Genomic DNA, 14386 nt, shown 5'->3' with positions numbered 1-14386 from the left:
CGGTAAATCGGCGGTCGAATGAAAGTCGATCCAACGAAAAAGGCCTGCGCGAACGGGTCGCGCAGGCCTTCCGATTTTTCAAACCTCGGATCGTTCCGAGGATTACTTCTTCGGACCCTCTTCGCGGGCCTTCAGAGCCGCGCCGAGGATGTCGCCGAGCGACGCGCCCGAGTCGGCCGAGCCGTATTGGGCGATCGCCTCCTTCTCTTCGGCGACTTCCAGCGCCTTGATCGAGACGGCGACCTTGCGGGCCTTGCGGTCGAACAGGGTGACGCGGGCGTCGACCTTCTCGCCGACGGCGAAGCGCTCGGGGCGCTGGTCGGCGCGGTCGCGAGCGAGCTCGCTGCGCTTGATGAAGGTCGTGAGATCCGTGCCGGTGATCTTAACGTCGATGCCGGAGTCCTTGACCTCGATCACCTCGCAGGTGACCACGGCGCCCTTCTTGACCTCGCCGCCGTCCTCGCCGCCGCCCACGGTGGCGAAGGGATCGCCGGCAAGCTGCTTGACGCCGAGCGAGATGCGCTCCTTCTCGACGTCGACGTCGAGAACCTGGGCGTTGATCACGTCGCCCTTCTTATACTCTTCGATGACCTGCTCGCCCGGACGGTTCCAGTCGAGGTCGGAGAGATGGACCATGCCGTCCACGTCGCCATCGAGGCCGATGAAGAGGCCGAACTCGGTCTTGTTCTTGACCTCGCCAGAGACGGTCGAACCAACGGGGTGCTTCTCGGCGAAGGCTTCCCACGGATTCTGCAGGGTCTGCTTGAGGCCGAGCGAGATGCGGCGCTTGACCGGATCGACCTCGAGCACCTGAACGTCGACTTCCTGGCTCGTCGAGACGATCTTGCCGGGATGCACGTTCTTCTTGGTCCAGCTCATTTCGGAGACGTGGACCAGACCCTCGATGCCCGGCTCCAGCTCCACGAAGGCGCCGTAGTCGGTGATGTTGGTCACGCGGCCGTGGAACTTCGCGCCGATCGGATATTTGGCCTCGATGCCCTGCCACGGATCCTCGAGGAGCTGCTTCATGCCGAGCGAGATGCGGTGCGTCTCGTGATTGATCTTGATGATCTTCACCTTGACGGTCTGACCGATGGTCAGCACCTCGGACGGATGGTTGACGCGGCGCCAGGCGATGTCGGTGACATGCAGCAGGCCGTCGATGCCGCCCAGATCCACGAAGGCGCCGTAATCCGTGATGTTCTTCACGACGCCGTCGATCACCTGCCCCTCTTCGAGGTTGGCGACGATCTCGTGACGCTGCTCGGCGCGGCTCTCCTCCAGCACCGTGCGGCGCGAGACGACGATGTTGCCGCGGCGGCGGTCCATCTTCAGGATGTGGAACGGCTGCGGCACGTTCATCAGCGGGCCGACGTCGCGGATCGGACGGATGTCGACCTGCGAGCGCGGCAGGAAGGCCACGGCGCCGTCGAGATCGACGGTGAAGCCGCCCTTGACCTGATTGAAGATGACGCCCTCGACCTTCTCATTGGTCTCGAAGGCCTTTTCGAGCTTGACCCAGCTCTCCTCGCGGCGCGCTTTGTCGCGCGAGATGACGGCTTCGCCCAGAGCGTTCTCGACGCGCTCCAGATAGACCTCGACCTCTTCGCCGACGGCGGGGGCGGGGTCGCGGCCGTAGCCGGTGAATTCCTTGAGAGCGACGCGGCCTTCGGTCTTCAGACCGATGTCGATGACGGCGACGTCCTTCTCGATGGCGACGACGCGCCCCTTGATGACGGAACCTTCGAAAGCCTCGTTATCGCCGTAGCTCTGCTCGAGCAGGGCGGCAAAGTCTTCGCGCGTGGGGGCGCGATCGGTCGTGGCGGACATTTGTTCTCCTGAGGGCCCTGGTCGGGCGGCGCCGGCTTGGGTTTGGCGTTGCGGAGGGTTTCCGACAATCGGAACGTCTCGGGCGCGGCAAAACGCTCTCGAAGACGAAAAGTTCGTAGCAACGAACTGGCCGGCGCGGCCCGATGGACGAAAACCGAGTGACACGCGCGCCGAGCGAAAGGTTCGACGCGCGAGGGTCTATTTAACAGCGCGCCGCCGCCCCCGCAAGCGCCGCCATGCGCGCGCTCGCGGAGAGAGTTGATGCGCTGCGTCAAGACCGGCGGCGGCGTTGTATGAGCAAGTTCTCACTCACTGTCGCAATCTGGGCCGATTCCTGCTAGCTAGGCAGGAGGTCAATATTCACGCCTATGCTTGCGGGGCGAGCGACGGGGCGCGAGGCCAGTTGGAGATCGAAGCTTATGAAGCGGAATATCCTTTCCGGCGCCGCTCTGGCCGCAGCCGCGCTGTCCCTCGCAATTGCTGGCGCGGGTCCTGCTCTGGCTAAGCATAAGGCTCACCAGCGCGCCCCCAAGGCGTCGGTCGAAAAGAACAAATGCGGTGGCAAGAACGGCTGCCCGGCCAAGACCGAGAGCAAGGAAGCGCCGGCGGGCGAAGTCAAGCCCGTCGAGGGCAAGCCTATCGAGGGCAAGTAATTCGGTTTCGGCGCATGAGGCCAATTCGCGCGCCGATTATCGCCCCCCACTGGGGGTTTTCAAAGGAGGATAGTGTATGAAGACGAAAATCGTTTCGGGCGCGGCGCTTGCCGCGGCGGCTGTCGGCTTGGCGCTGAGCGGCGCCGTCGTCACCCCCGCCGCCGCCCATGGTTCGCATCTGTGCAACATGTCCAAGGGCCAGTGCGGCGGCAAGACCGCCTGCATGACCAAGACTGGCGTCTGCAAACACAACGTGGGTAAGAGCAAGGCTTCCTGCCGTCATGGCTGCCATCACAAGTCGTCCTGCCACCACAGCAAGGGCGCTTGCAACATGAAGAGCAAGTGCCACACGAAGTAAGGTTTTGGCGCCGGCTCCCTCGGGGCCGGCGCCCATTTTAGGCAGGGGACGTTCGCATGCAGAAGCCAGCCCCGCTCGGCTATGGTCTTGGCCTCCGCCCGATCTATTACGATGAGATCATGTCGAACCGGCCGCCCGTCGACTGGTTCGAGATCATCTCCGAAAATTACATGGTCGCGGGCGGGCGCCCGCTCTCCATGCTGGACGCAATTCGCGCCGATTATCCGATCGTGATGCACGGCGTCGCCATGTCACTCGCCTCGACCGATCCGCTGGATTTCGACTATCTTGCGGAATTGAAATCGCTGATTGAGCGCGTGCAGCCGGCCTGGGTCTCGGACCATGTCGCCTGGACCGGCGTCCACGGCCTCTCGCTGCACGACCTTCTGCCGATCCCCTATACAAAAGAGTCGCTCGACCACATCGTCGAGCGCATCTCCCGGGTGCAGGACTATCTCAAGCGCCAGCTCGTCGTCGAAAACGCGTCGACCTATGTTTCTTTCGTGTCGTCCGATATGAGCGAGCAGGAGTTCGTGAAGGAGATGGCCGAGCGCGCCGACTGCTTGTTGCTGCTCGACGTCAACAATGTGTTCGTGTCCTGCTTCAATCACGGCTATGATCCGGTGGCCTTCATCGACGCCGTCCCGGTCGAGCGCGTGGTGCAATTCCACATGGCGGGCCACACGAATCACGAGACGCATCGCGTCGACACCCACGACCAGCCGATCTGCGAGGAGGTTTGGGCGCTCTACGAACATGCCCGCCGCCGCTTCGGCGACGTCTCGGCGATGATCGAACGCGACGACAATTTCCCGCCCTTCTCGGAGCTTCTGGAAGAATTGCAGCGCATGCGCGACATCGACGCCCGCATCGCCGCGGAAAAGGCGTTGAGCGCGGCATGAAGCTCGCCGACTTTCAGGCGCTGTTTCAGGCGCGCATACTCGGCGGTCCAGGGGACGCGGATGCGCCGCTTTTGAAGGAGCTGCGCGAGTCGCAGCGCGGCGCCGAGCGGGCCGAGCTTCTGCATGTCTATCAGTCGGGCTACCGCATTCGCCTGGAGAGCTTCCTCTATGAAGATTACCCCGGCCTGCGCGCGCTGATCGGGGACGAGGCCTTCGAGACGCTGGTCGGCGGCTATGTGGCCGCCAACCCGCCGCAGTGCCGCAACGCCCGGTGGTACACGACCGGCCTGCCGGACTATATGCGCGAACATGCCTCCTGGCGCGACGATGCGCGCGCGATCGCCATGGCCTTTCTGGAACGCGCCATGGTCGACGCTTTCGACGCGCCGAACGCCGAGCCACTGACGATACAGGCGCTCGCGGGCTTTGCGCCCGAGGATTCGCCGCGCTTCGTTTTCGACTTCCATCCGAGCCTCATTCTCCTGGAGCAGCCGGCGGGCGTTCTGGCGGCTTATCAGGCCGCGGCGGCGGAGGACGACGAGGAGCCGGAGGAGGCGGAGGCGGACGAAGGGGACGCCGAGCCCCAGCGCGCAGAGGAGACCGAAGCCGTCGCGGTCTGGCGCTGCAATGAAGAGACGGCCTATCGCGAGCTGGAACCCGCCGAATATGTCGCGCTCTGCGAAGCCAGGGCCGGCCGCGCCTTCGGCGACATCTGCCAAATGGCGGCTTTTCAGCAATCCGGCGACATCGAACCCGAGCGGCTTGCGCAATTTCTCGCGAGCTGGTTCGAGGACGGCATGGTCGTCGGCGTGTCGCTGCGCGATTGAGGCTTCAAATCCTACGCTTTTGCTATAATTAAGACGAGCGGGCGACCCGTCCGCTGGATGGCGGAGGCCGCGCGCGTGAACGAGACCAGTCTTTCCGCTCCCGTCGACGACGCCGGCGTGTTGCGTCAGGCCGAAAGCTGGCGTCGGATGGGACGAGGCGTCGCTCTCGCGACGGTGGTCGAAACTTTCGGATCGGCGCCGCGTCCGATCGGCTCTCATCTTGCCGTCGACGAAGCGGGAGCCTTCTGCGGCTCGGTTTCGGCAGGTTGCGTCGAGGGAGAGGTAATCACCGCGGCGCAGGACGCCATTACCGACGGCGCGCCGCGCTTTCTGGAGTTCGGCGTCGCCGACGAGGTCGCCTGGCGCGTCGGCCTCTCCTGCGGCGGGCGTATTGCCGTTCACGTCGAAAGAATCGACGCGGATCGCCTCGTCCTGCTTTCCGCCTTGAACCGCGAAATCGCCGCCCGGCGCCCCTGCGCCATTATCACGCCGCTGGATGGCGGCGCGGCGCAATTGCTTCGCGCGGATGATTTTGCGACGGCGCCGCCCGCGCTGAACCTCGATGACAAAAGCGGGCTCGTCTTGCACGACGGGCGGCGGCTTTTCGTCAATCACTATCGACCGGGGCCGCGTCTGCTCCTCATCGGCGCGGTGCATGTCGCGCAGGCGCTGGCGGCGATGGCGACGCTTGCCGGTTTCGATGTGACCATCATCGATCCGCGCGGCGCCTATGCGTCGCCTGAGCGCTTCCCGCAGGCCCGGCTCGATATGCGCTGGCCCGACGAGGCGCTGCCGGAGACCGGCCTCGACGCCGCAACGGCGGTCGCCGTTCTCACGCACGACCCGAAGATCGACGACCCGGCCCTGCGCCTCGCGCTCGCGTCGGATTGCTTCTATGTCGGCGCCCTGGGCTCGCGCGCCACGCATGCGCGGCGCGTCGAGCGGCTGAAGGCGAGCGGCGTAACCCCCTTCGCGCTGGAGCGCCTGCATGCGCCGATCGGCCTCGATATCTCAGCCATAAGCCCTGCCGAGATCGCCGTGTCGATCCTGGCGGAAATCATTCTCGCCCGAGGCCAGAAGCCTTTGCGCCGGCTGGTGCAGGACGCTTCTTCGACAAGCTGCGTCGTGGGCTGATGCGCGGCGCGCCGGTCGTCGCCGCCATTGTTCTCGCGGCTGGGCGCGGCGCGCGGTTCAGCGCCAATGAGAATAAGCTGCTCGCGCCGCTCGACGGCCAGCCTTTGTTACGCCATGTCGCCGAGACGGCGCTCGCCTCGCGCGCAAGCCGCGTCATCGTCGTGACAGGACACAAGCCTGACGCGGTCGTGGCGGCGCTCGCCGGCCTGCCGGTCAGCTATGCGCACAACATGGATTTCGCGAGCGGCCTCGCCTCGTCGCTTCGCATTGGCCTCGCCGCCGCCGAGCAAGCCGACGGCGTGCTGACCCTGCTCGGCGACATGCCAGCCGTCTCGACGCCGGTTCTCGACGCGCTCATGACGGCGTTCGAAGCCGCGCCGTACTGCGCCGCCGTCGTCCCCGTTTGCCAAGGCGAGCGCGGAAATCCGGTTTTACTCGCGCGCGCGCTCTTCCCGCAGCTCGCTCAGCTTCGAGGCGACGAAGGCGCGCGGCGCCTGCTGCGCAGGGTCGACGGCGTCGTCGAGCTTTCGATCGACGACGCCGGCATATTGGCCGATGTGGACACGCCCGCCGACCTCGTCAGGCTTATACGAAGCCGATATTCGCGTTCTTGAGCGGGACCGATCGGATGCGCTTGCCCGTCGCCGCGAAATAGGCGTTGAGCACAGCGGGCGCCGCGACGCAGATGGTCGGTTCGCCGACGCCGCCCCAGAAGCCGCCGCTCGGCATGACGATGCTTTCGACCTTCGGCATATCTTTGAGGCGCATCGACTCGTAGCTGTCGAAATTCTCCTGCTCCACGCGGCCGTCCTTGGTCGTGATCGCGCCGTGAAAGAGCGCCGAGAGGCCATAGACGAAAGAACCCGCGATCTGCCGCTCGATTTGCGCCGGATTAACCGCGTAGCCGGGGTCCGTCGCCGCGACGATGCGGTGGATCTTGATCTTGTCGTCCTGCGCGACGGAGATTTCCGCGACCGCCGCGACATAGCTGCCATAGCCCATATAGCCGGCGATGCCGCGATGAACGCCTTCCGGCACTGGTTTGTCCCAGCCCGCGCGCGCGGCGACGGCCTCGAGCACGCCGAGGTGCTTGGGATGGTTCGCCATCAGCTTGCGGCGGAAGGCCAACGGGTCCTCGCCCGTCGCATGGGCGAGTTCGTCCATGAAACATTCGAGATAGATGGCGTTCTGGTTGATGTTCACGCCGCGCCAGAAGCCCGGTGGGACGGGCGGATTGCGCATCGAATGTTCGACGAGAAGATTGGGAACGTCGTAACCGATCTGTGCGTCGCCGGTCGAAACCAGCCCCTGGAACACGGCCGGATCGACGCCGTTCTTCACCGCCTGCGGCCGCACGGTCGAAAGGATCGACTGGCCGGAGATGCGTATATGCAGGGCAGTGAGCTTATTGTCGGCGTCGAAGGCGCCGGTGAGCTTGCATTGCGTGACGGGGTGATATTTGCCCTGCGTCATATCCTCTTCGCGCGACCAAAGGAGCTTCACGGGCGTGCCCGGAAGCTGTTTCGCGATCAGCACCGCCTGCGTCACATAGTCTGTAAATCCTTTGCGACCGAAGCCGCCGCCGAGAATGGTCTTGTGCACGTCGCATTTTTCAGCCGGCAGGCCCGAGGCGTGAACGACCGCATCGAAAGCCGCCTCGCCATTCTGCGTGCCGGTCCAGACCTCGCATCTATCAGGCGTATAGAGCGCCGTCGCGTTCAAGGGCTCCATCGCCGCGTGGTTCTGGTGCGGATAGCTATAGACAGCCTCGACGACCTTGGGCGCCTTGGCGATCGCCGCATGCGCGCTGCCATTCTCGTTGCCGGTGACGGCGGGCTGCGAATCGTTCAACCCTTCCGCAAGCCATTTCGCCGTGTCGGCGCTGGAGGTCTTGGCGTTCGGGCCTTCGTCCCAAACGATGGGAAGCGCGTCGAGGGCCGTCTTCGCACGCCACCAAGTGTCGGCGACGACCGCCACGGCGTTGTCGTCGACGCGCACGACCTTCTTCACCCCCTTGAAATTGGCGATCTTGCTTTCGTCGTAGCTCGCAAGCTTGCCGCCGAAGACAGGGCAGGCTTTGATCGCGGCGTTCAGCATGCCCGGCAGCTTGACGTCGGCGCCATAGATCATTTTGCCGGTGGTCTTGTCGGCAGTGTCGAGCCGCAGCAAGCCCTTGCCGGCGATTTTCCAGTCGCGCGGATCCTTGAGCGTCACGTCGGTCGGCGGGGCGAGCTTCGCGGCCGCGTCGGCGACCTTGCCATAGCTCGTGGCGCGGCCCGAGGCGGCGTGGGTGATCACGCCCTTTTCGGCCCGGCATTCCTTCACGGGAACGCTCCACTCATTGGCTGCGGCCTGGATCAGCATGGCGCGCGCGACGGCGCCGCCCTTGCGCACATAATCCTGCGAGGAGCGAATGCCGCGGCTGCCGCCGGTGGAAAAATCGCCCCACACGCGGCTACGCGCCGCGCTCTCGCCGGGCGTGGGATATTCCGTCGTCACCTTGGCCCAGTCGCAATCGAGCTCCTCGGCGACGAGCTGCGCGAGCCCCGTGAGCGAGCCCTGGCCCATTTCCGACCGCGCGATGCGGATAATCACCGTGTCGTCCGGCTTCACGACGACCCAGGCGTTGACCTCGGGCTTTATCAGCGGCGCGGCTGTCGCCGTCTCGGCGCCGAAGGGAATGTCGAGGCCGAGCGCCAGGCCGCCGCCGAGCGAGGCGGCGCCGATGAGAAAGCCGCGGCGGCCGATGTCGATGCTGTTGCTCATATCGATCGTCCCCTTAGGCCTTGGCGGCGGCGTGGATGGCCTCACGCACCTGCTGGAAGGTGCCGCAGCGGCAGATATTGGTGATGGCGTTGTCGATGTCCTGGTCGCTCGGATTCGGCTTCTCCGAGAGAAGCGCCGCGACGGCCATGATCATGCCGCTCTGGCAATAGCCGCATTGCGGGACGTCGTGATCGATCCAGGCCTGTTGCACGCGATGCAACACGCCGTTTTGCGCAAGGCCCTCGATCGTCGTGATTTTCTTGCCGACGGCGTCGCCGACCGTCACGCTGCAGGAGCGCACGGCTTGCCCGTCGATATGAACCGTGCAGGCGCCGCATTGCCCGATGCCGCAGCCATATTTCGTGCCGGTTAGACCCGCATTCTCACGAAGCGCCCAAAGGAGCGGTGTATCCGGCTCGACGTCCACGTCGATCTTCGCGCCATTGACGAATAGAGCCGTCATTGCATCTTCCCCCGCCGCTCGATTTCGTTTCCGAAATCCTACCAAATGAGAAGGGTTTCGCCAAGCCGCTCGCAAGATTTGCGCGCTCATTTAGGGCGATGGCGATCCGCCGCGAGGGATGCGCGTTTCGCGGCGCGGAAGAGAAAACGCGTCGGATAAGCAATGAATGCAAGGGCGCGATTGCGAATCACCTTGTAAATCGTTAGCAATTTGCATTGTCGACGCGGGCACGCGGCATTTAGCGGCCAATCGCGACGAGGAGAAAAGCTTATGGCCAAGGCAAAAACCACCAAGGCTGCCGCGACCGCCAAGGTCAGCGGCAGGGAAGCTCCCACTGTTCGTCCGGTCAAGGAGACCATGACGAAGGCGGCGCTGATCAATTATATCGCTGAGCAGAACGAGCTGCCGCGCAAGACGGCGGCGGCGGTCTACGCCACGCTGGAAGGCGTGTTTCTGGGTTCGGTGCATCCCAAGGGCGTCGGCGAATTCACGCTGCCGGGCCTTTTGAAGGTGACGCTGCGCAAGGTGCCGGCGCGCAAGGCGGGCACGCTGGTGCGCAATCCGGCCACCGGCGAAATGGTGAAGGCCGCAGCCAAGCCCGCGAGCGTGCGCGTCAAGATCCGCGCGCTTTCCAAGCTGAAGACGGCGGCGACCAAGTAACGCCATTTCCGTTTGAACAGCTCGCCTTGGGGGATGTCATTCCCGGCGGGCTGAAAGCCCGACCGGGAATCCAGAGCCGCAAAAGCGCCGGTTTTGCTCTGGATTCCCGATCGCTCGCTTTGCGAGCGCCGGGAATGGCGGATCGCTTCGGCGCTCCGCCATCACTGGGTCTCATTCTCACTAAAATCATTTCAGGCGGGCGTCGCGCCTGCTTCATATTGGGGGTACAATCTCCCCGAATAGCCAAGCGCAAGAATGAGCGATGTCGGAAGCAGCGAGCGGCGCCGTCCCAGAGCGTTACGTGATGTCGGTCGACGGGCTGCGTGCTTTGATCGAGGCCCTCCGGGGCCGCGGGAAGCGCGTCGTTGCGCCCACGATCGGCGACGACGCCATCATCTACGACGACATCGACAGTCTCGACGATTTGCCGCGCGGCGTCACGGACGAGCAGGAGCCCGGCCGCTACAAGCTTGCGCAGCGTGAAGACGGCGCCTTTTTCGGCTATGCGGTCGGCCCGCACTCTTGGAAGAAGTTTCTCCACAAGCCTCTGCTGAATTTGTGGCGCGCCAAGCGGCAAGGTAGTGAGATCGAGGTCGAAGCCGAACCGCTCGATCCACAGAACTACGCTTTCCTCGGTGTGCGGGCCTGCGAGCTGAACGCAATCGCCATACAGGACCGCGTGCTGATGGGGGGCGACTATGTCGATCCGCATTACAAGGCGCAGCGCGACGGTGCCTTTATCGTCGCGCTGAATTGCGGCAAGGCCGGCGGAACGTGCTTTTGCGTCTCGATGAAAACCGGCCCGAAAGTCACACATGGCTTCGACCTCGCGCTCACGGAGCTAATGTCGGCTGACGCGCATGAATTTCTCGTCGGGGCCGGCTCGCCCGCCGGCGCCGAAATTCTCGCCGAATTGCCGCGCCGCCCAGCGACGCAGCAAGACATCGACGCCGCTGACGAAGTCGTTGCGCGAACCGCCGCCTCGATGGGCCGTCGCATGCCCGATGAAGACGTTCCGGCGCTGCTGATGCGCAATCTCCAGCATCCGCGCTGGCAGGAGGTCGCGCAGCGCTGCCTCTCCTGCGCCAATTGCACCATGGTCTGCCCGACCTGCTTTTGCACCTCGGTCGAGGATCACAATGATCTCGCCGGCGTCGAATCCTCGCGCAGCCGGCGCTGGGACTCCTGCTTCACCATGGATTATTCCTACATCCACGGTGGGTCGGTGCGTCCGAGCGTCTCGTCGCGCTATCGCCAGTGGATGACGCATAAGCTCGCAACGTGGCATGAGCAATTCGGCACCACCGGTTGCGTCGGCTGTGGTCGCTGCATCACCTGGTGTCCTGTCGGCATCGACATCACCGAGGAAACGCAGGCCATCTCCGACAGCGAGAAAAGCGTGAGGAACCCCTGATGGAGAATCTAGAGCGCATCCTCTCCGAACATCCGTTTTTCCACGGGATCAACAAGGGGTTCGTCGCGCTTGCTGCGGGCTGCGCCATGAATGCGCGTTTCGAGCCCGGCGATTTCATCTTCCACGAGGGCGAGGCGGCCGATCAATTTTATCTTGTCCGGGAGGGGCGCGTGGCCTTGCAGGTTGCGGCGCCGGGGCGCGGCGCGGCGACCTTTCTCACGCTCGGCGCCGGAGAGGTTTTCGGCGTCAATTGGCTCGTGCCGCCCTATCGCTGGGTCTATGACGCCAAGGCGCTCGAACGCTGCCGCCTCATCGCCATGGACGCCAAATGTCTGCGCGGCAAATGCGAAGCCGACCACAGCCTCGGTTATGACATCATGAAACGCCTCATGCCGGTGCTGATCGACCGTCTGCACGAGACCCGGCTGCAATTCCTCGACCTCTATGGCTCCCACGGCTGAGGCGATAATGTCCGAAACGACGGCTCTTCTGCACGCAAGGCCGATGGTTCCGCAGATCGCCCATGTGCGCCGGCGCCGCCATGACGCGCCCGACGCCTGGACGCTGGAGCTGGAAATGGCGGACGGCGCGCGTTTTCATTATGCGCCAGGCCAGTTCAACATGCTCACCGCCTTCGGCGTCGGCGAAGCGGCGATCAGCGTCAGCGGCGACCCGGCCGATGGTCCGCTCATCCATACGATCCGCGCTGTCGGCCCCGTCTCCAAGGCGCTCACGCAGCTCGGCCCCGGCGACCCGATCGGCGTTCGCGGCCCCTTCGGCGTCGGCTGGCCCATGGCGCAGGCCGAGGGCAGGGATATCGTGGTCGTCGCCGGCGGATTGGGCCTCGCGCCCTTGCGGCCGGCGCTCTACCGCCTGCTCGGCGCGCGCGATCGTTTCGGCAAGGTGACGCTGCTCTTCGGCGCGCGGCGGCCGGAAGAGATCGTTTTTCGCCGTGAGGTCGAGCATTGGCGCAGCCATCTCGACATAGACGTCGAAGTCACGGTCGATCATGCGACGGGTGACTGGCACGGCCATGTCGGCGTCGTCACCAATCTGATCTCGCGCCTTGGCGTCGATCCGGCCAAAACGCTTGCCATGGTCTGCGGTCCGGAGGTCATGATGCGCTTCGTCTCGATGGCGCTCGTCGACAAGGGCGTCAGCGAAGAGGCGATCTATCTTTCGATGGAGCGCAATATGAAATGCGCCATCGGCCAGTGCGGCCACTGCCAGCTTGGGCCCACCTTCATCTGCCGCGACGGGCCGGTCTTCACCTATGCGCGACTGAAGCCCCTTCTCGCGATCAAGGAGCTTTGACATGGAGGCCAGGAAGCCGCGTTTGGCGGTATGGAAATTCGCCTCCTGCGACGGATGCCAATTGAGCCTGCTCGATTGCGAGGATGAGCTTCTCGCCATCGCGGGCGCGATCGACATCGCCTATTTTCCCGAGGCGACGCGCGGCGAGGTCAAGGGCGTCTATGATCTTTCGCTTGTCGAAGGCTCTGTCACCACGGCCCATGACGTCGAGCGCATCCACGAGGTGCGCCGCCGTTCGAAAACGCTGATCACCATCGGCGCCTGCGCGACCTCTGGCGGCATTCAGGCGCTGCGCAATTTTGCCGACGTGCGCGAATATATCTCCATCGTCTACGCACATCCCGAATATATCCACACGCTCGAAACCTCGACCGCCATCTCCGAGCATGTGCCCGTCGATTTCGAGCTGCGCGGCTGCCCGATCAACAAGGGACAGCTCGTCGACGTCGTCTCGGCCTTTCTCTCCGGCCGGCGCCCGAACACGCAGGCGCACAGCGTCTGCATCCAGTGCAAGCTCAAGGGCAATGTCTGCGTGATGGTCGCAAAGGCGACGCCCTGCCTGGGGCCGGTGACGCATGAGGGCTGCGGCGCGCTTTGCCCTTCTTATGACCGCGGCTGCTACGGCTGCTTCGGCCCCAAGGAGACGCCCAACGCTCCCTCCCTGAGCGGCTGGTTCGCCGGCATGGGCATGGACTCGAAGGGGCTCGAACGCATCTACCGCACCTTCAACGCCAATGCCGAACCCTTCCGCAAGGAGAGCGAACGTCATGACGCGCAAGACCGTAAAGGTTGACGTTCTTGCCCGCGTCGAGGGCGAAGGGGCGCTGAAAGTCGTCTTGCGCGACGGCAAGGTCGAGAGCGCCGAGTTCAACATCTTCGAGCCGCCGCGCTTTTTCGAGGCTTTTCTGCGCGGCCGCCATTTTGCCGAGACGCCGGACATCGTCGCGCGCATCTGCGGCATTTGCCCGATTGCCTATCAGATGAGCGGCGTTCATGCGCTCGAAAATCTGTTGGGCGTGAAGGTCGAGGGCCCGCTGCGCGATCTGCGTCGGTTGATCTATTGTGGCGAATGGATCGAGTCGCATGTCCTGCATATCTACATGCTGCATGCGCCGGATTTTCTCGGCTACGACGGCGGCGTGCAAATGGCGCGCGACCATGGCGACGTCGTCAAGCGCGGCCTGCAGCTCAAGAAGGTGGGCAATGAAATTCTACAGCTTCTTGGCGGCCGCGAAATCCATCCTGTCAATGTACGCGTCGGCGGCTTTCATCGCGCGCCGCGCAAGCGCGAGCTGGCGCCTCTCGCCGAGAAGCTGAAATGGGCGCGCGAGGCGGCGCTGGAGACGGCGCGCTGGGTCGCGGCCTTCGACTTTCCTGAGCGCGAGCGCGACTACACTTTCGTCGCGCTGCGCCATTCTGACGAATACCCCTTCAACGAAGGCCGTATCGTCTCCAACAAGGGCCTCGATATTTCGGCGTCCGAATATGACGCGCATTTCGAGGAGACGCATGTCGCCCATTCGACGGCGCTCCATTCCCATCTGCGCAATGGCGGCGGCGCCTATCTCACGGGACCGATGGCCCGCTACAATCTGGCCTTTGATCAGCTATCCGCGCTGGCGAAAGAGACCGCGCGAGAGATCTGCCTCGGCGAAAGCTGCCGCAATCCCTATCGCAGCATCATGGTGCGTGCGGTTGAAACGGTCTACGCCTGCGACGAAGCGCTGCGCGTGATCGAGAACTACGAGCAGCCCGACCGGCCTTTCGTCCCCGTAGAGCCCCGCGCCGGCGTCGGCTACGCCGCCACGGAGGCCCCGCGCGGCATGCTCTATCACCGCTACCATATCGACGACACGGGCACGATCACCGACGCGCAGATTGTGCCGCCGACCTCACAGAACCAAGCCTGTCTCGAAGAGGATCTCCTCGACTTCATCGGCGGCTTCTCCGATCTGCCTCACAAGGAATTGCAGTACCGCTGCGAGCAAACCGTGCGAAATTACGACCCCTGCATTTCCTGCGCGGCGCATTTTCTCAAGCTGGAGATCGACAGGGGGTAACGCGC

15 protein-coding genes are annotated in these 14386 nt (G+C 64.3%); 12 read left to right on the top strand and 3 right to left on the bottom strand.

Annotation, left to right across the window (positions count from 1 at the left end; genetic code table 11):
* Window positions 1-102: 102 nt before the first annotated feature.
* On the bottom strand, window positions 103-1830 hold the full coding sequence (gene rpsA, locus QNA11_RS10655) for a 30S ribosomal protein S1 (protein WP_283483009.1): 1728 nt from the start codon (window positions 1828-1830) through the stop codon (window positions 103-105).
* Between the two features lie 419 nt (window positions 1831-2249).
* On the opposite strand from rpsA, the gene QNA11_RS10650 reads away from it, so the two are divergent.
* The 6 genes from QNA11_RS10650 (at window position 2250) to QNA11_RS10625 (ending at window position 6318) form a co-directional block, all read left to right on the top strand.
* Window positions 2250-2483 carry a hypothetical protein gene (locus QNA11_RS10650; protein ID WP_283483007.1) on the top strand — a complete coding sequence of 78 codons (234 nt, stop codon included), beginning with the start codon at window positions 2250-2252 and terminating at the stop codon, window positions 2481-2483.
* Window positions 2484-2559: 76 nt separating this feature from the next.
* On the top strand, window positions 2560-2841 hold the full coding sequence (locus QNA11_RS10645) for a hypothetical protein (protein WP_202072969.1): 282 nt from the start codon (window positions 2560-2562) through the stop codon (window positions 2839-2841).
* Between the two features lie 56 nt (window positions 2842-2897).
* A complete protein-coding gene (gene bufB, locus QNA11_RS10640) occupies window positions 2898-3743 on the top strand; it encodes an MNIO family bufferin maturase (RefSeq protein ID WP_283483006.1) in 846 nt (281 codons plus the stop codon).
* Complete coding sequence (locus QNA11_RS10635; protein ID WP_283483005.1) at window positions 3740-4570, top strand: HvfC/BufC family peptide modification chaperone; 831 nt, start codon at window positions 3740-3742, stop codon at window positions 4568-4570. The genes bufB and QNA11_RS10635 overlap by 4 nt, the downstream gene beginning before the upstream one ends.
* Window positions 4571-4645: 75 nt before the next feature.
* Window positions 4646-5704 carry an XdhC family protein gene (locus tag QNA11_RS10630; protein ID WP_283483004.1) on the top strand — a complete coding sequence of 353 codons (1059 nt, stop codon included), beginning with the start codon at window positions 4646-4648 and terminating at the stop codon, window positions 5702-5704.
* Window positions 5704-6318: a nucleotidyltransferase family protein gene (locus QNA11_RS10625; RefSeq protein WP_283483003.1), complete on the top strand. Its 615-nt coding sequence runs from the start codon at window positions 5704-5706 to the stop codon at window positions 6316-6318. Before QNA11_RS10630 ends, QNA11_RS10625 begins: the two co-directional genes overlap by 1 nt.
* On the opposite strand, the gene QNA11_RS10620 is transcribed toward QNA11_RS10625, so the two are convergent.
* Both QNA11_RS10620 and QNA11_RS10615 read right to left on the bottom strand, forming a co-directional pair.
* A complete protein-coding gene (locus QNA11_RS10620; protein ID WP_283483002.1) occupies window positions 6290-8470 on the bottom strand; it encodes a xanthine dehydrogenase family protein molybdopterin-binding subunit in 2181 nt (726 codons plus the stop codon). The genes QNA11_RS10625 and QNA11_RS10620 overlap by 29 nt on opposite strands.
* Before the next feature lie 13 nt (window positions 8471-8483).
* The gene (locus QNA11_RS10615; protein WP_283483001.1) at window positions 8484-8933 is read right to left on the bottom strand and encodes a (2Fe-2S)-binding protein; all 450 of its coding nucleotides are present in this window, start codon (window positions 8931-8933) and stop codon (window positions 8484-8486) included.
* A gap of 270 nt (window positions 8934-9203) precedes the next feature.
* Here QNA11_RS10615 and QNA11_RS10610 point away from each other — a divergent pair, with 270 nt between their 5' ends.
* The 6 genes from QNA11_RS10610 to QNA11_RS10585 all read left to right on the top strand — a co-directional run bounded on the left by QNA11_RS10610 (window position 9204) and on the right by QNA11_RS10585 (window position 14381).
* Window positions 9204-9593 carry an HU family DNA-binding protein gene (locus QNA11_RS10610; RefSeq protein ID WP_165051247.1) on the top strand — a complete coding sequence of 130 codons (390 nt, stop codon included), beginning with the start codon at window positions 9204-9206 and terminating at the stop codon, window positions 9591-9593.
* Between the two features lie 262 nt (window positions 9594-9855).
* The gene (locus tag QNA11_RS10605) at window positions 9856-11007 is read left to right on the top strand and encodes a 4Fe-4S dicluster domain-containing protein (protein WP_283483000.1); all 1152 of its coding nucleotides are present in this window, start codon (window positions 9856-9858) and stop codon (window positions 11005-11007) included.
* Entirely contained in the window at window positions 11007-11468 is a 462-nt protein-coding gene (locus QNA11_RS10600; RefSeq protein ID WP_283482999.1) for a cyclic nucleotide-binding domain-containing protein, read from the top strand. The genes QNA11_RS10605 and QNA11_RS10600 overlap by 1 nt, the downstream gene beginning before the upstream one ends.
* A gap of 7 nt (window positions 11469-11475) precedes the next feature.
* Complete coding sequence (locus QNA11_RS10595) at window positions 11476-12321, top strand: FAD/NAD(P)-binding protein (protein WP_283482998.1); 846 nt, start codon at window positions 11476-11478, stop codon at window positions 12319-12321.
* Between the two features lies 1 nt (window position 12322).
* Window positions 12323-13114, top strand: a complete 792-nt coding sequence (locus QNA11_RS10590; RefSeq protein WP_283482997.1) for an NADH-quinone oxidoreductase subunit B family protein — start codon at window positions 12323-12325, stop codon at window positions 13112-13114.
* On the top strand, window positions 13089-14381 hold the full coding sequence (locus tag QNA11_RS10585; RefSeq protein WP_283482996.1) for a Ni/Fe hydrogenase subunit alpha: 1293 nt from the start codon (window positions 13089-13091) through the stop codon (window positions 14379-14381). Before QNA11_RS10590 ends, QNA11_RS10585 begins: the two co-directional genes overlap by 26 nt.
* The last annotated feature ends 5 nt before the right edge of the window (window positions 14382-14386 follow it).

The sequence above is a fragment of the Methylocystis sp. JR02 genome (genome assembly GCF_030063565.1).
GTDB classification, from domain to species: Bacteria; Pseudomonadota; Alphaproteobacteria; order Rhizobiales; family Beijerinckiaceae; genus Methylocystis; species Methylocystis iwaonis.
This window is presented reverse-complemented; position numbering and strand designations above follow the sequence as displayed.